The organism is Enterococcus sp. FDAARGOS_553 (assembly GCF_003812305.1).
GTDB classification, from domain to species: domain Bacteria; phylum Bacillota; class Bacilli; order Lactobacillales; family Enterococcaceae; genus Enterococcus_D; species Enterococcus_D gallinarum.
Map to the genome: position 1 here is coordinate 2,550,211 of NZ_CP033740.1, position 20,636 is coordinate 2,570,846.

The 20,636-nt window shown below is 41.6% G+C and carries 18 protein-coding genes; 13 read left to right on the forward strand and 5 right to left on the reverse strand.

Annotated features, from left to right (window positions below; genetic code table 11):
- Position 1: 1 nt before the first annotated feature.
- Complete coding sequence (locus EGX73_RS12675; protein ID WP_003126705.1) at positions 2 to 1,348, forward strand: TrkH family potassium uptake protein; 1,347 nt, start codon at positions 2 to 4, stop codon at positions 1,346 to 1,348.
- Positions 1,349 to 1,514: 166 nt separating this feature from the next.
- Entirely contained in the window at positions 1,515 to 1,817 is a 303-nt protein-coding gene (locus tag EGX73_RS12680) for a hypothetical protein (protein ID WP_005473257.1), read from the forward strand.
- 140 nt (positions 1,818 to 1,957) lie between these two features.
- Here the strand turns inward: EGX73_RS12680 and EGX73_RS12685 are convergent, their stop codons facing one another.
- Positions 1,958 to 2,092: a hypothetical protein gene (locus EGX73_RS12685; RefSeq protein ID WP_005473255.1), complete on the reverse strand. Its 135-nt coding sequence runs from the start codon at positions 2,090 to 2,092 to the stop codon at positions 1,958 to 1,960.
- 165 nt (positions 2,093 to 2,257) lie between these two features.
- A complete protein-coding gene (locus tag EGX73_RS12690; protein WP_005473253.1) occupies positions 2,258 to 3,649 on the reverse strand; it encodes a C69 family dipeptidase in 1,392 nt (463 codons plus the stop codon).
- Between the two features lie 146 nt (positions 3,650 to 3,795).
- Here EGX73_RS12690 and EGX73_RS12695 point away from each other — a divergent pair, with 146 nt between their 5' ends.
- The 3 genes from EGX73_RS12695 (at position 3,796) to EGX73_RS12705 (ending at position 5,299) form a co-directional block, all read left to right on the forward strand.
- Positions 3,796 to 4,212 (forward strand): DUF4430 domain-containing protein, encoded by a 417-nt coding sequence (locus EGX73_RS12695; RefSeq protein WP_005473251.1) that lies wholly within the window; start codon positions 3,796 to 3,798, stop codon positions 4,210 to 4,212.
- Positions 4,199 to 4,744 carry an ECF transporter S component gene (locus EGX73_RS12700; RefSeq protein ID WP_003126700.1) on the forward strand — a complete coding sequence of 182 codons (546 nt, stop codon included), beginning with the start codon at positions 4,199 to 4,201 and terminating at the stop codon, positions 4,742 to 4,744. Before EGX73_RS12695 ends, EGX73_RS12700 begins: the two co-directional genes overlap by 14 nt.
- Positions 4,745 to 4,939: 195 nt before the next feature.
- Complete coding sequence (locus EGX73_RS12705) at positions 4,940 to 5,299, forward strand: hypothetical protein (protein WP_005473249.1); 360 nt, start codon at positions 4,940 to 4,942, stop codon at positions 5,297 to 5,299.
- Between the two features lie 65 nt (positions 5,300 to 5,364).
- On the opposite strand, the gene EGX73_RS12710 is transcribed toward EGX73_RS12705, so the two are convergent.
- Positions 5,365 to 5,637 (reverse strand): hypothetical protein, encoded by a 273-nt coding sequence (locus EGX73_RS12710; protein WP_003126697.1) that lies wholly within the window; start codon positions 5,635 to 5,637, stop codon positions 5,365 to 5,367.
- A 515-nt stretch (positions 5,638 to 6,152) separates the two neighbouring features.
- Between EGX73_RS12710 and EGX73_RS12715 the strand changes: the two genes are divergently transcribed.
- Together EGX73_RS12715 and EGX73_RS12720 are read left to right on the forward strand one after the other, a co-directional pair.
- Complete coding sequence (locus EGX73_RS12715; RefSeq protein WP_123866986.1) at positions 6,153 to 6,578, forward strand: CsbD family protein; 426 nt, start codon at positions 6,153 to 6,155, stop codon at positions 6,576 to 6,578.
- A 247-nt stretch (positions 6,579 to 6,825) separates the two neighbouring features.
- Positions 6,826 to 8,784 carry a heavy metal translocating P-type ATPase gene (locus EGX73_RS12720; protein ID WP_029486843.1) on the forward strand — a complete coding sequence of 653 codons (1,959 nt, stop codon included), beginning with the start codon at positions 6,826 to 6,828 and terminating at the stop codon, positions 8,782 to 8,784.
- 66 nt (positions 8,785 to 8,850) lie between these two features.
- Here the strand turns inward: EGX73_RS12720 and EGX73_RS12725 are convergent, their stop codons facing one another.
- Positions 8,851 to 9,291: a hypothetical protein gene (locus EGX73_RS12725; protein ID WP_005473243.1), complete on the reverse strand. Its 441-nt coding sequence runs from the start codon at positions 9,289 to 9,291 to the stop codon at positions 8,851 to 8,853.
- A gap of 131 nt (positions 9,292 to 9,422) precedes the next feature.
- Positions 9,423 to 9,956 carry an HdeD family acid-resistance protein gene (locus tag EGX73_RS12730; protein WP_005473241.1) on the reverse strand — a complete coding sequence of 178 codons (534 nt, stop codon included), beginning with the start codon at positions 9,954 to 9,956 and terminating at the stop codon, positions 9,423 to 9,425.
- A 141-nt stretch (positions 9,957 to 10,097) separates the two neighbouring features.
- Between EGX73_RS12730 and EGX73_RS12735 the strand changes: the two genes are divergently transcribed.
- From EGX73_RS12735 to pheS, 6 genes are all read left to right on the forward strand, one after another.
- The gene (locus EGX73_RS12735) at positions 10,098 to 10,589 is read left to right on the forward strand and encodes a hypothetical protein (protein WP_003126690.1); all 492 of its coding nucleotides are present in this window, start codon (positions 10,098 to 10,100) and stop codon (positions 10,587 to 10,589) included.
- Between the two features lie 293 nt (positions 10,590 to 10,882).
- Positions 10,883 to 11,440 (forward strand): signal peptidase I, encoded by a 558-nt coding sequence (gene lepB / locus EGX73_RS12740; protein WP_003126688.1) that lies wholly within the window; start codon positions 10,883 to 10,885, stop codon positions 11,438 to 11,440.
- A 198-nt stretch (positions 11,441 to 11,638) separates the two neighbouring features.
- On the forward strand, positions 11,639 to 15,214 hold the full coding sequence (locus EGX73_RS12745; RefSeq protein WP_123866987.1) for a PD-(D/E)XK nuclease family protein: 3,576 nt from the start codon (positions 11,639 to 11,641) through the stop codon (positions 15,212 to 15,214).
- Entirely contained in the window at positions 15,207 to 18,887 is a 3,681-nt protein-coding gene (addA, locus tag EGX73_RS12750) for a helicase-exonuclease AddAB subunit AddA (protein WP_005473235.1), read from the forward strand. The genes EGX73_RS12745 and addA overlap by 8 nt, the downstream gene beginning before the upstream one ends.
- A 67-nt stretch (positions 18,888 to 18,954) precedes the next feature.
- Positions 18,955 to 19,275: a helix-turn-helix domain-containing protein gene (locus EGX73_RS12755; RefSeq protein ID WP_003126685.1), complete on the forward strand. Its 321-nt coding sequence runs from the start codon at positions 18,955 to 18,957 to the stop codon at positions 19,273 to 19,275.
- 317 nt (positions 19,276 to 19,592) lie between these two features.
- Positions 19,593 to 20,636, forward strand: coding sequence for a phenylalanine--tRNA ligase subunit alpha (gene pheS / locus EGX73_RS12760; protein ID WP_123866988.1), 1,044 nt, complete (start codon positions 19,593 to 19,595; stop codon positions 20,634 to 20,636).

Below are 20,636 nucleotides of genomic sequence, written 5' to 3' on the forward strand. Positions count from 1 at the left end.
GATGAAAAAAAGAATGTCCAAAAAAATCAGTGCACCGCAGCTGGTTACACTGGTCTTTATGATGTTGATCTTGATGGGAACTGGGTTGCTTATGTTACCAGTTGTAACAAATGATGGGCAAGGTGTGCCTTTCTTAGATGCATTGTTTACCGCAACTTCCGCGATTTGTGTGACAGGACTTTCGACTTTTTCCATTTCTGAACAGTATAATATGGGCGGACAAGCGATTCTTTTGATCTTGATCGAAATTGGGGGGATCGGTTTTATGTCGATCCCAGTTTTCTTTTATATCTTAGCAAAAAAAAGGGTCAATTTAAGCACTCGGATGATTCTAAGAGAATCCCTCAATCTTGACCGAATGTCTGGCGAATTTCAATTGGCTTGGTACATTATCCGCATCGCATTTTTGATTCAATTTTTAGGGATCTGCCTGTTGGCTCTGTCTTTTGTGCCACGCTTTGGTTGGCAGCAAGGCCTATGGTTTAGTATTTTTCACGCCATTTCTTCCTTTTGTAATGCTGGATTTGATCTTTTTGGGAATAGTCTGGTCTCTTTTCAGTCGGATCCTTTTGTTTTAGGGGTCATTAGTCTTTTGATCATTGCCGGCGGCTTAGGCTTTCTGGTCTGGTTTGACTTGTTAGCTACTTCAAAAAGACGCTCGTTGCACAGCCGTATTGCCTTGTTGGCAATGATTGTTTTGCTGATTTTAGGGACGGTTGGTTTTTATGTGACCGAATATCACTCCAGTATCGTATCAGGCGATTCCATTGTTAGTCGCTTTTTCCAGTTATTTTTTCTTGCTGTGACCCCTCGAACGGCTGGATTTTATAGTATCGATTATGGCCAGATGAGTCAGGCTGGGTTAATGTTGACGATGATTCTCATGTATATCGGCGGTACTTCTGGATCGACTGCCGGAGGGCTGAAAACCACGACGGTCTCAGTGTTGATCATTAAGATTCGCAGTTTGTTGAAAGGGCGCAAACGAGCTGAAGTTTTTGGCAGAACGATCAAAGAGGCGGCTGTTTCGCGGGCGTTCACGCTCTTTTTCTTAACACTGAGTCTTTGCTTTATTGCCATCTTTTTATTATCCATCACAGAATCGATGCCGGGGAATTCTCAGTTTGGACTGGAGTACATTGCTTTTGAAGTTTTTTCGGCTTTTGGAACAGTTGGATTAACAATGGGATTGACTCCGTATCTTTCTGTATTTGGTAAATTATTGATCATCTTATTGATGTTTATTGGTCGTGTGGGCATCATGACGGTTGCTTTTTCATTGATGACAAAAGCCAACCGCCGAGAAGCCGGATACAAATTCCCGGATGAAACGGTCATGATTGGCTAAGATCTGTTATTAAAAGTTGTTTTGGATCAATGGAAATCATCCCCGAAAAATATTGCCGACTTTTAGGTTAGTTTAAGGTTTCTCGTCTAAGATCTTCCTAAGAACTAAATGAGTCAGTTGCAGCATTTCGTTAGAGCTGCTAGGACAATCCAAAGGTGGGAAGACCATGAGCTTGTGGGAATTGTGGTTTGTAGGAAAAACTTTTGTGACCGTGCTGCTAGTCGTTTTTTTACTAGAATGGCTGTACTTGTTACGGAAACTTTCAAGAAAATCGCAGCAGTTGATCTATTTACTGCTGATTTTGGTTGAATGGCACAGCAACGGCTGGATCGGGCTCCTAACAAGTTTAGTATGCGGAACGTATTTTTTCGGGCATTGGAAAGAGCATGCCGATACGACTGCATCGATTCAATCGACAGTGTATGGTGATGGGCAAGAGGGTACTGAAAACTTGATGCAAAAATACTAGCATGGCTTGGGTCAATGGGAACTATTGCCGCTGATCTGCTTCTTCATAGAAAAGACACTGCTAGTTAAAAAGAACCTGTGGTAAACGAAAAGATAACTTTTCGCAGCACGGGTTCTTTTTGATAGGATTCAGTGAGTGATTTACGCCGTTTTGCTTACTACGTGGAAATAGCCTTCTTTGTCTTGAATGATCCAGACATTTTGATTGTCATTCTTGACGATGACGATTCCTTGTACGACCTCATTGGTGACTGTGCGAAATTCTTCTTTATTCATTTCGATACCTCCAAGGTAGATTCCAATTATTTTCAGAAGGGGGCAGCACGACAGTAGAGAAAAAGCCGTGCTGCAAAGCAAAAAGAAAATTAATTGGTAGCTATAGTATACAGGCAAGATATTGAGTTCTAGTCAATTTCATGTAAATAATCGGTTAAAGGAGAATCAATCTGTCAAAGAAAAACGCAGTTTCATTTTGGTATTGCCTCTTTCCACCATTTCTCCTAGTAATTGAGTGGCATGTGATAAGTAAAGCTGGGCCATTTCACGGTTGGCTTCTTCCAATAACTGATTTGTTAATGGGATTGTCTGATCGATCTTCTGTTGAATCGCTAAACAATTTGCCATGATTGTTTGTTCAAACCGTTCTGCTAGATCGCTGTATAGATCATAGTCTTGATCCCCGATCAGTGCTAATGTTTTAGTCAACCAATAGCTATTTCCCGGATCGTAAGTAGTGGTGGTATCACAATAACCTTTCGGGGTCTCATTCACATTGCTGTAAAAAGGGACCACTCCATTGAAGGTATTGGGACCAAAAGCTAGCCAGTGAACGCCTGCAATTTCATCAGGTACGTGACTGCGCACTTGGAGAATATGCACTTGCTGATTGCGATTGAGAGCAATCGAACGAAAGCGAGTTCTCTCACTAGCCGTTCCATTCCCGTACGGATCATAAGGGGTATTTTGAAAATGACTGCTCAACGCCCACTTTACATCCATCACGCTGATTTTCTTTTTCGGAAGACAAATGAAAGGTAGATCTTGGTCAAGCGGATCCGACGCGGTTTCGCTGAACTGTTTTTGGATATACCAAGCTCTAGGGTTGTTATAACGAGTATCTTTTTCTGTTGCACTGCCGAAAATATGACGTAAATTGATTCCTTCAAAGTCTGGATTTAAGTGATTGCTGACAATCATATCAGGTAAATCGTCGGAAAATAAAGTATCTTGAGAATCAAAATCGAAGGTAGCGATATTCATTCGATTCGGGGCGATCACATAAGCATCATCAGGAATTCGGATCGCTGCCCAATGATGTCCGCCAATCGTTTCCATATACCAGATTTCTTCTCGATCGGCAAAAGCCAAACCATTAGACTCATAGGTACCATAAGTTTCTAGTAACTCGCCTAAGCGTAAGACTCCTTCTCGAGCAGAACGGATATAGGGAAGCACGATACTGACAAAATCTGCTTCTCCAATGCCTTCTGTTACCAAAGGATCGATAGCTAAAACTCTCGCATTGGTAGTGATCGTTTCTGTGGCGGTCATGGCGACATTGGCGCTGTTGATTCCTGAAGCAGCCCAGACTCCTTGAGATTCATCTGCCTCAGGCGTAGAAGTATACCTTAGGGGATCTTTCGGTAAAGGAATACTGCACCCGCTTAAAACAGCATGGAACGTAGCAGGCTGTTGTTCAGGTTGGATTACGACAAATTTTTGTGGTAGGGACACTGCCCCGGCATCTTCATTGCGAGCAATGAGGGTCGAGCCATCGAGTGATGCGTTTTTGCCTACCAGCATGGTTGTACAAGAAGCTGATTTGCGTGTCATTGACAAAACTCCGATCTTCAGATTATTTTGTTGATAATTGAACATAGTATAGCGAGTAAAAGACAAATTGACAATCAACTTTCGACTAAAAATTAGTTCGCTTTCTGTGTGACTTTTAGTAAAATAGGAAAGAAGGAGTGAAGAAAATGAAACGAATCGTTATTTTTAGTTTGCTGTGGCTGGCAGGGATTGGGTTGAGCGGCTGTTCTGAAGCTACTACCCAGACAACAACGACTGGCAGCAATCAAGCTACAGCTAGCTCGGTGGTTAAGCAACAGACGGCTGAGATCTCATTTGTGAACAAGACAGATGCGCAGCCTGAACAAATACCAGCCAAAACGGTGTCATTCAAAGAAGGAACCTCTTTAATGGAGATAATGAAGGAAAATTTTGATTTAGTGGAAGACAAAGGCATGATCACCAGTATTGAAGGATTAGCGCAAGATGAAGCGGCTGGTTATTATTGGACCTATACGATCAATGACGAGATGGTCAATACCGGCGCAAAAGATACATCTCTTACCGAAAAGGATCGAGTCGTTTTTACCTATGAGAAATTTTAAACCGACAAAAATGTCTTTTTCCGTGCAAGAGATTGCTTATCTTGCTTTGCTAGTAGCAGCATCAGTGGTGGGGCGTACATTGTTTCAACCACTGCCAAATGTACAACCAATGACCGCTATTTTCTTATTGGTGGCTCTTTATTTAGGCTGTGTCAGAGGACTGATCGTCGCATTGTTATCCCTTTTGATTACGAATTTTTACATGGGGATGGGGATTTGGACGATTGCTCAGGCAGTAAGTTATACAGTCGTGATCCTCATGATGAGCGGATTAAGACATGTTCCCATCGTTAAACGTTCCTTGATCTTGCAAGTGATTTTTAGTATTTTAGCAGGGTTCCTTTATGGATTTGTGGTCTCCTTACTCAGCGTGTATCTGCTAGGCTTACCAAGCTTTTGGGGCTATTATCTGCAAGGAATAAGTTTTGATACGCTGCATGCTGTTGGAAATGGCTTCTTTTATGGACTACTTGCGCCAATATTTCGACGACTTTTTCACCGTTATTATCCAGCTAAAAAGCTCATCCATTAGTGCAATCTGCTGATTCAGCGCTTTATTGCATTCATTGCTAGTGTCATTGATCTGTCTCAAAGAATGATCAATGACACTGGTTTTTATATCGATATCTGGCAAGATCCTCCTTGTAGATGCTGATACAAGCATAATTGTGTTGTTCTCTTACAAAATCGGGTATTCTTAACCTATACTGGAAAGGGAGCGGTTTCAATGAAGTGGATCGTAAAAAAAGAAGATCTAGAAGCATATCGGACGAGATTCAATGGGAAACTGGCTGGCTATGCTGAAGAAGCTAAAGTAATGGCGATTCCTTTGCCAAAGTATTATATCGTAATCGTTGATGAAGAAAAAATTAGTTTGATTCAATTGGATTTGAACTTTGAACAAAAAGCCATGGAAACCGTGCTGATCCATGAGATCACCACATTGAAAATTACTGGTGTCATGAACAAAAAAGTGTTGATCCAGACGCCTTCTAAAACTATCAAGGTTTTGATTAAACCGATGGCGATCGGAATCAAAGAAGAGCAGCAACAGTTGATCGATACGTTTACCCGGATGGCGAGCTGACTACTTATTTTAGAGGAAAAATCAAAAACGGATCAAACGCCAAGCTGGCGGATTGATCCGTTCGTTTATTCTGGGGTTCCCACAATTTTGATGTATTCATCGATATTTTTGATTTTCATATGTTTGATCACTAACTGTTCACGTTTGTTCCATTTGCCTTCGACTTCTAGCTGGTACTTGTTGAGAGGTAAGCGTAAAACGTAACTAGAAAGGTAACGGTCTTTAATAATACAGTTGATGATTTTATGGTCTTCTAATAATTGGATTCCAGTCAGCATCATCGGAGTTTCTTGAAAAACACGACTGTTGACTAACAATCCTACATGTGTTTCATTCATTATTCGATCCTTTCTGAGAAAAATAAATTCTCGAATATTCTTCTTTTCTATGTTACCCGATTTATCTAGGAAAGGCAATTCTGGAAAAACACCTAGCAACGCAAATCACGGAATAAAACAACTGGTGAAGAGGTATCACTACACGATTGAATGGCAGAAAGTTTTTACAGAAAAAAGACACAGAAAAAAAGATACAGAAAAAAAGACAGAATAAAGAGATCTGAAACGGCGAGACAAAAGGAATGAACACAAAGAATGAATAAATAAGAAGCACACGAATAAACAAGGATTTTTGATGGCGCTTAAAGAGAAAGCGTGTGAAAACATATCATTTCTTAACGTTTAAAAAAGGCAACTTTTTGTTTGAAGTAGCTTAGAGAAAGGGAGTTAAGCAGAAATACGTTCTTCTAGAGGAAATGGCACCTGTAAAAGAACGAGGACTGCAAGCTTGAAAACAGGCATTTCAGCAGATTTCTGTTAAAATAATAACTATAAAAGAATTGGAGGAGACACATATGAAAAAATCTGGATTCGTAGTAGGTTTGATTGGCGCGGCTTTTGGTCTGGCAGTTTATAATAAAATGCAGAAGATGACTGTCAACAAAGATTCTGTTAAAGGCAAAGCAAAAGAAGCTGCGGGAAATGTCGTTGGCAACGAAAAAATGCAAGCAGAAGGAACATTGGATCAGGTTGTCGGTGCTTCTAAAGAAGTACTAATGGACTTGAAAAATTCTGTGTCCTCTGCCATTGGGGTTGGAACTCCAGACAAGGTGGCTGGTAAAGCCAAAGAGGCAGCAGGCGATATCACGGATGATCCGACAAAAAAAGTAGAAGGCTTTGTTGATCAAGCAGCAGGGCATTCTAAAGAAATCATTGCAGATCTTAAAGACAAATCTGAGTCAATGGCACAAGATGTCAAAGATAAATTCGACCAAAAATAGGATGTAGTGAGAGACAGGCACAGAGGGCCTGTCTTTTTTTTGTGGCTTTTTTGCAAACAAAAACAATGATCCTGTCACCTGAAGAGCGACAAGAACGAAGGATCGTTGTGCAATGATGGGATCGCTGACAAAAGTAGTAATTGATGCTTGACACATGAATGTACGTTCATATATAATAAAAATGTAGATATGAACATATATTCATTTGTAAGCAAATGATGCACTAACTTTGAAGGAGGCTTTTCTTATGTCTACCCACTCTTGCAATCATTCAACACCACACACCCATGCAGCAGAGGCAAGCCATTCCCATGGCAACGCCCCGTTACGTAATTATTTAGTAGGAGTTATTCTTTTTATTGCTGCTTTATTGGTACCGCAATTGGTCGTTAAAGATTTATTATACAGTGCCGCTATTCTTTTAGCAGGGTATCATATTATTTGGGAAGGGATCGAAGACACCATCAAAGATACCCGCAAAAGCAGACACTTTAAACCGAATGTTCATTTATTAATGACATTGGCTGCCTTTGGTTCAGTATTGATCGGCAACTTCAATGAAGCTGCCTTGCTGATTCTGATTTTTGCCGGGGCTCACTTTTTGGAAGAGTATGCAGAGGGCCAAAGCCGCAAAGAAATCACGAACCTCTTGAAGTTGAATCCGACAGAAGCCCGTCTGGTTAAGGCAGATGGCAGCATTGAGAAAATTGCAGCAGAGCAAGTCAAAAAAGGGGATAGGCTGCAAGTTTTACCAGGGGACCAAATCGCAACAGACGGTAAAATTCTCTCGGGAATCAGCAGCATCAACGAAGCCTCCATCAACGGTGAAAGTGTTCCCCGTGAAAAAACTGTAGGGGATGAAGTTTTCGGAAGTACGATCAACGGTAACGGCACTTTTATGATGGAAGTGACAAAAGACAGCAGTGAGACAGTTTTTGCTAAAATACTCTCTGTTGTGGAATCGGCACAAAACAATCAATCAAAAACAGAAACCCGCATCAAAAAAATCGAGCCGCTTTATGTGACAACGGTCTTGATTTTGGTACCCTTATTTATTTTGACAGCACCCTTTCTTTTTGGTTGGGATTGGTCAACCAGTTTTTACCGGGGACTAGTGATGATGATCTCTGCTTCGCCCTGTGCATTAGCCGCTAGTGCAGTACCTGCTAGCTTGTCTGCTATCTCAAACTTAGCAAAACGGGGCATCTTATTTAAAGGCAGTTCTTATCTTGCAAATATGGGACAAACAAAAGTAGCCGCCTTTGACAAAACTGGCACATTAACGATTGGTCAACCACAAGTGACCGATGTTTTCTTTGCTGAAGAAACAACTGAAGCGCACCGTCAAGAGTGGGTATCGCTGATCTTGGCCATGGAAAAGCAAGCAAATCACCCATTAGCGGCTGCCATCGTAGAGCATTTTGAGAAACAAGAAAAGGCACAACCATTAGAACTTTCCGTTAACAACCAAATTGGTTCCGGTCTGACGGCTGTAGTTGAGGGAAAAACCTATCGAATTGGCAAGCCAGCGGCGACGTTTGCGCATTCATCATTTGCTGAGCAACGAGAAACCCTGGAACAATCAGGCAAAACGGTGGTTGTTTTTTCGGTGGATGATCAGCCAGTTGGACTGATCGCATTGATGGACTTACCGAATCCTCAATCTAAAGCGGTCATAGATGAACTGCAGCAATCTGGTATTCGAACAGTCATGATCACAGGAGACAGTCAAGCAGCTGGACAAGCGATTGGTGATCAGCTTGGAGTAGATCAAGTTGCTGCAAATGTTCTGCCAGAAAATAAGGCTCAGATTATCCAGCAGTTGCAAAATGAATACGGTCAGACAGTCATGGTTGGAGATGGTATCAATGATGCGCCTGCATTGGTACAGGCCGATATCGGTTTTGCTATGGGGGAAGGATCGGATGTTGCAATTGAAGTGGGGGATGCGGTGATCATGAAAAATGATCTAACACGCTTTACCTACGCACTAAAGACCGCAAAAAAACTAGATCGGATTATTTGGCAAAATATTTTTTTCTCCATGTTTATTGTGGCATTATTGATCGTATTGAATTTGCTAGGCAAAATGAATATTGGGTTAGGCGTCTTTGCTCATGAAGGCAGTACATTACTCGTCTTATTCAACAGCTTGCGCATGCTTGCACCAATGAGTGAGACAGTCGCCCATACATCAAAAAAATAATCAAAAAACGCTTATGCTGATTTAATGGCCATCCAGCATAAGCGTTCGCTTTTTTATTAAACAATGTCATTGATTGTACGCTGCAGAAGAGCGAGGAAATTGGTCGATTTTTGCTAAGCGCTGATCGATTCGTTTGATGATGCCTTCTGAAAACTCGAGATTCCGGATAGAAGAGCGAGCCGCAAGCAATAATTGTTTTTCTTGCATCAAATCTTCTTGGATTCGATAGATATTGGCTAAGCGTTCCACATATTCATAATGGGTGTAGTCCGTCTGGCTGATCAAAAACTTCAATAGATCTGCTGCCTGCATATACGCTTCTTGCGTATAATAAGTGATCGCTTCCCGGTATAACTTGATTTCAAATTCTTCGATTTTTTGGGAATTTGCTTTTAAATCCCGCCATTCGTTGATTGAAATTTTTTTTTGGATATTTCCCAAATCGTCATACAAAAAAATCACAGGGACGTCATTGGGATGTTTTGTTTCTTGTTTGATTTTTTTCATGTCGTACCTCCTGCGTTTTTTGCTCCGTTTTTACTGATCATTTCTCGTTGATACAGTCTATTGTAAAAGCAAAGCAACAAAAAGTCTACATGAAGATGTCAAAAGAATTGTTCTTTTAGCGCATTCTCATCTTAATAACTACGTTTTCTTTGAAAATGATTGATTAAATCCGAGATCCCCATAAAAATCAAGACTCCGCCAAAAATTTGGAAGAACAAAAGCCACGTTTGAAACGGATTGAAAACAAGAATGATACCTGCCACAATCACGAATAAACTGAAAAGCAAACCAGTGATAAATGGTAAGCCATTGCGTTTTTGATTAAAGCTTGCCATCAAACGCGTACAGCCACTGATCGTGATCATGATTCCCAAAAAGAATGGTACGATCGATAATAGTCCCTTTGCAAAAACGAGAATAGCTGCGGCGGCAATCAAAAGCAGGATCCCCGTTGTCATCTGCATATTCACATAGCCGGTTTGCCGTTTTTCTTTGTAACTGGAATAGAGGTTGATCACCCCAAGGCAGGCAACATATCCGGCAACTAAATAGACAATCGTATTAAAGACACTGCGAGGAGCAATCAAAATAATCAATCCAGCAATCAAAAATAAAATCGCTCGTAATAAATCGTATCGTTGGATTTTCTCGAAAAAAGTATTCATAAGTTCAGTTCCTCCTTTTTTTTACTATTGTAGCGGATTTCTTTCAAAATAGAAAATAGAAACGCGTTGTAGGATAATTCTGCTTTTGAAGCAGCAAATTATTTGGTAAGATAGATGAAACAACAAAGAATGGAGAAAACTATGAGTGTATTAACGCTTTTAATGTGTCTGTTCACGGTCGTCTTGTATTTGTTTCTCGCTGTCGTCCGCAAAGACATTCAAATTGTTGCAGCCAGCCGTAAAGGCGGAAAAGCAGCAATTGCTTTCTTTTCATTGGTGGTCATTATAGCAATGTTTTTTATGGAAGAAACCTTTGAGAACCGCTTGCGAGGGGTCGTATCTGGATTGCTTTTCTTAAGTTTTGTTTTTGATAGCAGAGGGTTAGCTGAAGATCGATTCATTATTCATCCACTAAATATTCGCGGGATCTTGTATCAGGAAGTGGATCGGGTGGTACTGTATCAGGAGAGCAAGGACCAATGGATCAAAATGAATTTCTTTCGAAGAGGGATGCGAGGACCACTGTTGAAATTCGAGCGTCCAATGGAAGAATTGGTCCTGTTTTTGACGGAGCATCTAAATGAAGGAACACCGATCGATATTCTAGTTGATCAAGAGCCAAAAGGTCATTGAATTTCTTTAAGCGATCATATAAATTGAGAGAATCAATTGGCCGGGCCCCTTTGACTGCAAAAGCAAAGAGACCCGGTCAATTTTTCACTTGAAGGGACTATCCAGTTGATTTTTTTGGCAAAATTCGAGTACGCCGAATACAGGAAGCAAGCTAGGTTTCTGACCGAACGTTTTGCTATTTTTTGTTTAAGAAGAACAGGGTCTTACCCTTAAATAAAGGGAATATGGTAGAATTGAGTATCAACTTTATTGTTTTAATTGAATAGGTTTACATACAAAGGAGGACGATGCTGTTGGTACAAATAAAAGAGGTCCTCAAAACCGTTTTGTTCGTTGCTCTGTTTGGGCTGTTACTGTTTTCGTTGCGACAATACGTCTTCACCCCTGTGATCGTTAAAGGAGATTCTATGGATCCAACATTGCATGATGGGGAGCGTGTGATCGCTATGAAAAACACCCAAATCAGCCGGTTTGATATCATCACATTTGAAGCCCCTGATGAGGTGGGAAAAAACTACATTAAGCGTGTGATCGGATTACCTGGTGATGTGGTGGAATACCGTGAAGACACTTTATTCATCAATGGGGCAGCATATGAAGAGCCTTATCTTTCTGCTTTTCGTTCAAAATTAACCGATGGTTATCCACTGACTTCTGACTTTACGATGGCTGATTTCGGTGTTGAACAAATTCCAGAAGGAAAATTGTTGGTGTTAGGGGACAATCGCCGAATCTCTAAAGACAGCCGGACCATTGGTTTGATTGATCAGTCAGCCGTATTAGGAGATGTCAAATTTATTTTTTGGCCCCTTAAAGATTTCGGAAGCATTCCGAATCAACACTCTGAGTAAGCGGAAGTCCGACTCGCTCAGAGCTTTTTTTTAAAAGAAAATTTGTTATACTATTTGTTATGAAGACAATGAAAGAAAAATTGTCAACGGATCAATAGAGAGCATCAAAACTGTTATTTTTCATGCGCAGGTTTGGTAGATGCAGGAGTTGATCTTTACTTACGATAGAAGCGACGATAAAAGTAAAGGAGTCTTCGTATGAGTTTACGATTTATACTAGGCGATGGACGCTGCGATCACGAACAAGCGATTTTGGATGCAGCTAACGCTTGGTTGGAAAAGCCACAAACAGAAGTCTTTTTTCTTGTCCCTAACTACAATAAGTTTGAACGAGAAAGAGAGATTCTGCAGGCGCTAAAACAAGGCACTGGAGATTTTGCCTCGATTCGAGCTCAAGTCTATAGTTTTCACCGTCTGGCCTGGTTCTATCTTCAACAAACTGGCTGGTTGTCAAAAACGGCCATTACAGATACCGGTGCAACCATGATCCTTCGCAAAATACTTCTCGATTTGGAAGAGGAGTTGATTCTTTTTCGAGGAGAAATCAATAAACCTGGGTTTATTCAACAACTGTTGTCTCTTTATCAAGAAATGCAGACAAGTAATATCGCAACCGAAGATCTGCATCTCGGTGGAACGATGAATAGGAGCAACGGAGAGGATGCGTTAAAGTTTTCCGAACTCGCATTGATCTTTCAGCGTTTCGAATTAGAAATGGTGACCCGGGAACTGCAAGTGGAACAACCGCTGGCACTACTAACACGTTATCTGCAGCAAGGGTCTAAACCCAATGAATTAATGAACGATCGGCCTGATCTTTCGGAATCATTATTTATCATCAGTGGTTTTTCAGCATTTTCAACTCAAGAACAGAGTGTATTAAAAGAATTGATGAAACAAGGGCACGTCGTTGTCGATTTGCTTTTAGATCATGGATATCCCCAAGAATTACCTTCACCATTAGATTTGTTCTATGAATCGGGCCGCAGTTACCATCAATTATTTCTTGACGCTAGAACGGAAAATGTCGCCATTTATTTGGATCAAAAGCTTTCACCTTCTGAAGCACAGCAAGTGACACTAGAGAAAGCTGCCGCATACAATGAAGTGGAATCCTTTTGGCGTAAAACCCAGAATCAGCTCCATTATCAGCAGCAGCAACCAGTTTCACCGTATCTAGAAATGTGGAAAGTTGGCAATCCTGAAGAAGAAGTCCGGCAAATGGCTGCGAAAATCCGCGCATTGATCAGCGAGCAAAAAGGAGCAAAACTGCGTTATCGAGACATTCAAGTCTTGACACTGCAACCAGAGATCTACCATCAATATATTCCAACGATTTTTAAAGAATATGAGATTCCGTTTTATATTGACGAAGAGCAACTCATGGCTCAGCATCCGCTCGTTGAATTCTTGAATGCCTTCTTTGCTTGTGCAGATTATGGCTTTCGTTTAAATGACATTTTTCGACTGTTGCGTACGGAACTTTATTTGCCACAAGCATTCCAACAACAAGAAGACTGGCTGGCTGCCCGGGATGCATTTCGACAATTAGTAGACATTACAGAAAACCAAGCACTGGCTCATAACTTCCAAGGAAAAGATTGGACCCGTGAGAGAGACTGGCTCTTAGTGGACTATACATTGACAGGAGAAAACGCATCTGGCATCGCTGAATTGACAGATTATACGAATCAATTGCGCCGCTATTTCCGTCAAGATATTTTTTGCTCCTTGAAAAACATTCAAGAGACAAAGACGAACCGGGAAGCTGCAGGTGCTTTATACCAATTTTTACTTTCAGCAGGTGTTGAACAGCAATTGATTCATTGGCGAGATCAAGCAATCTCACAAGGAAAACTAGAACAAGCTCGCAACCATGAACAAACATGGCAAGCTTTGATCGATCTTTTAGATGAATTTGTGGCTATTTATGGCGATGATCCTTTCGAACAGTCACTCTTTGAAGAAGTATTGATGACGGGTTTGGAGAATCTGACTTTCGGTAAAATTCCGACAGCAATCGATCAAGTCAATATTAATCGTTTTGATCTAGTACGACCTCGGCAAGCAAAAATCACTTTCGTACCAGGATTGAATGAGACGGTGTTGCCAAGAAGGATCGAAAATAAAACATTGTTGACTAACGAAGAAAGACAACATCTCAATCAATTGTTTGCGGGAGAAAAATATCTACGCGATACGATTATCGAAAGTAGCGCCAAAGAGCCGTTTCTTTTTTATGCGATCTTATTGTCTTCCACGGATAAACTCTATTTGTCTTATGCATGCAATTTTGATACCCAGCAAAATATCAAATTGTCCCCATATCTGGCTCGTCTGCTTGAATGGTTAGATGTTTCTTTACAAGACCGGGGCATCTTATCTTTAACCAGTGATCCAGAAGCCTACGTCGGCACGTATCGGGGATTAATCTATCAGTTGAATAATCTAAGTCAGCAGGCAAGAAAAGAACGACAGAATTTGCCGGCACAGTGGCAACGGTTCAAACAGGCTTTATTGCATTCGCCTGAAAAGCAATTAGCCCTTAGAGTATTTGAAAGCCAGACCCATCAAAACATTCCAGTCCCGTTGTCTCAAGATAAAGCCGTTGCTTTATATGGGCCATCCATCTACAGTTCGATCTCGCAACTGGAGACATTCTACCAGTGTGAATACAAATATTTTGTCAGTTATGGACTACGCTTGAAAGAGCGGGAAATCTATGGACTTAACTCAGCGATGACTGGTGAATTTTTCCATGATGCACTCGATCGCTTTGTCAAAGTATTGATCAGTGAGAACATCTCATTGACGCAGTTGACCATGGATCAACGGCTCCAATTTGTTGAAAAAGTGTTGCAAGAGATTTTTGGAGAAGTCCGCTATACATTATTGTCCAGTTCGGCCAGAATGAATTTTATTCGTTATCAACTAGGTAAGACGATTCAGCGAGTAGCTTGGGCATTAACGAAGCAAGGACAAAAAATGCACTTCTCACCGCAAAAAACCGAAGTACTGTTTGGACAGATCGCTGGCGCTCAAGGGATCAATGGCATCGAGCTGCCTTTAAGCAGTGGGGGCAAACTGCATGTGCGAGGAAAAATCGATCGGGTAGATGCAGCAAAAACCGAAGAAGAGCAGTGGCTTTCAGTCGTAGATTACAAATCAAGCAGTCGTGAATTTGATTTGACAGAAGCTTACTATGGCTTAGCAATGCAGTTGATCACTTATTTAGACGTTGCGCTGAATGATGCTGTGCAGCTAGTTGGTACAGAAAATGTGCGCCCGGCTGGGGCTTATTATTTACATGTCCATGATCCAGTCTTAGATGGTCAAAAATCCTCTGAAGAGGAACGGTTGAAGCAATTCAAATATGATGGGTTGTTTCTGGATGAACCCTCATTGTTTCCACTTTTGGATCATGAACTGTCAGACAGCAGCAATTCAGCAGTTTTTCCGATTCGCAAAGACAAAAGCGGGACGTACCAAAAGACACCACAAGCCAAAAACAAGTTTTACACTGAAGAAGAGATTCGCTTGTTGAGGCAGCACAACCGCAAAAATATGCAGCAAGGTGCGGAGAAACTTCTCAGTGGCGAAATTGCCTTGAATCCGTCTTATAAGCTGAAAGACAAAAAGCGCGCCTGTGAGTTTTGCCCATTTCGCAGTATTTGCGATTTCGATGTGATGCTGCAAGAAAATAATTATCATCGTCTAGAGAATTTATCGAAAGAAGAGGTTTTACAGCGATTAAAGGAGGAAGAGAATGACTAAGATCCCTCTAAAACCACAAAATGAAACATTTACTGATACTCAGTGGCAAGCGATCTTTGATAAAGGAGACAATCTCCTTGTTTCTGCCTCAGCTGGATCAGGAAAGACCACCGTCCTTGTGCGACGTGTGATCGAGAAATTAAAAGCAGGAAGTCAGATCGACGAATTGCTGATCGTGACCTTTACCGAAGCAGCAGCAAGAGAAATGAAAGAACGGATCCAAGTAGCTCTGCAAACGGCCATTAATCAAGAAAGCCAAGAGCAAAAAAGACAACATTTCGTTCGGCAGTTGCAATTATTACCTACCGCAAATATCTCAACACTACATGCCTTTTGTTTAACGGTCATTCGGCGTTTTTATTATCTGATCGATTTGGATCCTGGATTTCGGATGCTGACAGATGAAACGGAGATTTTGCTGCTGAAAGAGGAAATCTGGACACAATTACGAGATGCACACTACGAAGCAAATGATGAAGCCTTCTTTCGATTAACCGAAAACTTCGCCAGTGATCGTTCCGATGAGACGGTTGGTGATTTGATTTTGTCACTCTATGATTTTGCCCGCGCCAACCCTGATCCAGAAAAGTGGCTGGACGGTTTAGCGGTAAATTATGAAGCCGCGGACAATTTAGGGGAGAATCACCTCTATCAGGCTCAAATCAAACCGACGTTGGTAGAAATTGCCGCAACGGCAGAGCATTTGCTGGCAGCGGCCAAACAATTTGCAGATCAGTCACCATTAATGGAAAAAGCAGCAGCACTCGTTCAAGCAGAGATTTCTCAAGTCCAAGAAATTCAACGAGTTCTGGCAACAGACGATCTATCCGTCTTATATGATCGCTTGACTCATTTGACCTTTGATCGCTACCCAAGCTATCGGAAAGAAGAACAAAAAGAACTTTCACAGGAAATCAAACCGTTGCGGGATGATGCCAAAAAACTATTAGAACAACTCAAGGGATATTTTCCTTATCCACCAGCAGACATGCTGCAAATGCTGCAACTATCTGAACCGATCGTTGCGACTATGGCAGAGATGACCAAAGAGTTTTTGACTGCTTTTCAAGCCCGCAAGCTAGCAAAAGGGTTGTTGGATTTCAATGATTTAGAACATTTCACGTTGAAAATCTTATTGGGTGATGGCACAGGCAGCGATGCTTCTGTTTATTACCGCGATAAATTTGAAGAAGTGCTCGTGGATGAGTATCAGGATATCAATCGACTGCAAGAAGCGATTCTGTATTGGGTTCGGCAAGTTTCAGGAGACCATGGAAACATGTTCATGGTAGGGGATGTCAAACAATCGATCTATTCATTTCGCTTAGCAGACCCCACTTTGTTTATAGAAAAATATTTGGCATTTGAACATCTAAACGGGGGACGAAGAATCGTTTTAGCAGAAAATTTCCGTTCGCGCCGCGAAGTGCTTGATTTTACGAACTTGGTTTTTCAACAATTGATGGACGAACAAGTTGGACAGATCCCTTATGATGACGCAGCGGCTTTAGTTCCGGGATTTCCGAGTTTTCCTGAAAGCGACGCATTCATTCCGGAACTTTTGCTCTATGAAAAAGAAGCTGAAAGTACTACGAATTTGATTGAAGACAAAACGGAAGGAGAACTTCACGTCACCGCAATCAAAATTCAAGAACTGATCCAATCCCAATTTATGATCTATGATAAAAAAAGACGGGAAGAACGTCCAGTCACTTATCAGGATATCGTTTTACTGACTCCTACCCGCAAAAATAATTTGGTCATCTTAGATGTTTTCAAAAAATTCGGGATTCCTCTTGAAGTCAATGATGCACAGAACTATTTTCAAGCAACAGAGATCCAAACAATGATCGCATTGTTGCAAATCATTGATAATCCTTATCAGGACATTCCATTAGTGGCTGTTCTCCGTTCACCTATGGTAGGGCTAACGGAAGACGAACTAGCAGAGATTCGGCTAGCGGATCGTACCAGTGAGTTTTACAAAGCGGTCTTGACTTATCAAGACAACCAAAAGGGGACTGTTTCCGCTTTAAGCAAACGAGTGGATGATTTTTTAAGCGAATTGAATCGTTGGCGGGAAGCAGCTCGCAGACTGCCGATCCCTGATTTATTATGGGATATTTATGATACAATGGCTTACTTGGATTACGTGGTTGGCTTGCCAGCAGGGCAACAGCGCTATGCCAATTTGATTGCATTGATCCACCGAGCAGAGAAATATGAGAAAAGCAGTTTCCGAGGATTGTATCAATTCATCCGGTTTATTGAAAAAATGCAAGAAAAAGATAAAGATTTGGCAGAACCGTTGGCGACGCCAGCTGAAAATGCTGTGCGGGTCATGACTGTCCATGCTAGTAAAGGATTGGAGTTTCCCGTTGTTTTCTTATTGGATACAACGAAATTCTTCAATTACCAAGACTTTCAAAAGCGTTATATTTTTGAAGAACAACTTGGCGCAGGTATCCAATATATCGATGCTTCGGAAAATATCAAATATGAAACGATTCCTTTTCAAGCCATCAAACAAGTTCGTTTGAAAAAAGCCCTCTCTGAAGAAATGCGTAAACTATACGTAGCATTGACACGGGCCGAGCAGAAACTGTATTTAGTTGGTTCTTATAAGGATCGGCAGGCAGCCTTTAAAGCTTGGCAAGCGGGGTTGACACAAAGTCAGACAGTCCTTGACCCGGCTTTACGTTTAGTTGCAAGAGGCAGTCTAATGGATTGGGTCGGTTTGACATTGATTCGTCATCCAGAGATGGAGCAGGTTTTTACTGATGCCAGTGAACGAAAAATGACGATCCATCATCCTGCAAGATTCCAGATCCATTGGTGGAATCAGGATCAGATTGATCAGCAATTGCAGGTGCAGCCGCCAACAGAGGCAGTTGTGGCTCCGACACCAAGTACTACAGCCCCAGAAAGATTGCTGAACCGTTTAGACTATCAGTATCCTTACAGCAAAGCGACTCAAACCACTAGCTATCAGTCGGTCTCAGAGTTAAAACGTCTATATAATGATCCGGACGATCAAGATATTACTTTACTGGAATGGCATTCCGCGGATCAAAAATTGGCACCTCAGCGCTTTCGTTATGTTGAGACTGAATTAGCTAAACCGCGTTTTTTACAAGAACAAAAACCGCAAGCTGCTTCGATCGGGAGTGCTACGCATCTAGTTATGCAAATGCTGCCGCTGACTGAAGTACCGACGGAAGCATCCTTAGCAGCTTTTATCGATGAATTGGTTGAACGTCAGCTCTTTACGAAAGATGTTGCCGACAAAATTGATCAAGGGAGCATCGTGTGGTTCTATCAAACAGCCGTGGGGCAAACTTTGATCAAGTATGCAACACAGGTAAAACGGGAGCAGCCATTTTCAATGCTAAAAGAAGCTGCCACTATTTTTGAAGGATTTGATGAACCAGATGCCGAATTATTGATCCACGGGATTATTGATGGCTATGTGGAGTTGCCAGATCGAATCATTTTGTATGATTTTAAGACGGATGCTGTATTTGGCAGTGAAGCACAGATTGAAAAGCGCATGCGGGATCGGTATTATGGACAGCTAAAACTGTATTGCCAAGCGTTAGAACAAGCTTTGCAGAAACCTGTGACTGAGACATATCTGGTTTTACTAGCCGCTAAGAAAATAATCGAATGGTAGGCCCTCGAACGGGATTCCTTACAATTCGTAAGCGATGTGCTATAATGATGCAAAGAGGTGATAGAAAATGATAAAAGTGGAAACAGATTACGCCCTTTGTCCTAAATTTGAAAAAGCTTTTTCGATTCTAGGGAAAAAGTGGAATGGCTTGATCATTGATGTGCTTCTTGAAGATGGCAAACAACGGTTTGTGGATCTTGCCAAAAAAATCCCCCAAGTGAGCGATCGGGTATTGGTGGAGCGCTTGAAAGAATTAGAACGTGAAGAAATCGTCTGCAAAGAAGACAATCTTTACTGTTTAACACCAAGAGGGGTCGCACTTGAAAAAAGTATGATGAGTGTGAAGCGCTGGGCAGAAACTTGGGTCAGAGAAGAAGAATGCAGTTGATTTCTGGCAAATAATTAGGTACACTAAGGTCAATCGAATAGTTAAAAAGCGTTGATGGAAACTAGTAGTTTGGCTGAAACAGGAAAGGGAGACTTGTCATAGACTGAAAGCAAGTTCTGTATTCGAAAAATGAATTTCATTTCTGGAGCTTACTGAACAAGAATCAGTCGGCAGTCCTACTGTCGTTAGTAGAAGTGAGTGCGTGGACTTTGTCCACGAATGAGGATGGTAACACGAGACGTCGTTCCTTTTTTAGGAACGGGGTCTTTTTTTCGTCTTGACTTATCAGCTATTCACACAGAATAAGGAGGAAAAACATGTCTTTACAAGAGAAACTAGAGTCATTGAAAGAAGTAACGCTTTCAAAGATCAAAGAAAGCCGTTCAATCAATGAATTGAATCAAATTCGTGTGGATGTCCTTGGTAAAAAGGGACCCATCACGGAAGTTTTGCGGGGAATGAAAGAGTTGTCAGCAGAAGAGCGTCCAAAAGTCGGCAGCTATGCCAATGAGATCCGGGATGCGATTACACAAGCGATTGAGGAAGCAAAAACTTCATTAGAAGCAGCCGCACTAGAAAAGGCATTGGCTGAAGAATCGATTGATGTGACGTTGCCTGGCAAGCAGATGCCACAAGGGACCCGTCATGTCTTGACGCAAATCATGGAAGAAATCGAAGATATTTTTGTGGGGATGGGCTATCAAGTGGTTGAAGGATTCGAAGTCGAAAAAGATCACTACAATTTTGAACGAATGAACTTGCCAAAAGACCATCCAGCAAGAGACATGCAAGATACTTTTTATATTTCAGATGAAGTCTTGATTCGGACACACACCTCACCGGTGCAAGCTCGTACCATGGAAAAACATGATTTCAGCAAAGGGCCATTGCGAATGATTTCACCAGGAAAAGTATTCCGGAGAGACACCGACGACGCGACTCACAGTCATCAGTTCCATCAGATCGAAGGACTGGTAATCGATAAGAATGTGACGATGGGTGATCTTAAAGGGACACTAGAAGTCATGATGCAAAAAATGTTCGGGGCTGATCGCAGCATTCGTTTGCGTCCAAGCTACTTCCCATTTACAGAGCCTTCAGTAGAAGTAGATGTCAGCTGTTTCAAATGTGGGGGATCCGGCTGTAATGTCTGCAAACACACCGGTTGGATCGAGATTTTAGGCGCTGGAATGGTACATCCGAATGTATTGGAAATGTCCGGGATCGATTCCAAAGAATACTCAGGTTTTGCATTTGGTTTAGGACCTGACCGGGTTGCGATGTTGCGCTATGGCGTCAACGACATTCGGAATTTCTATCAAAATGATGTACGTTTCATCAGTCAGTTCAAGGGGGAATAA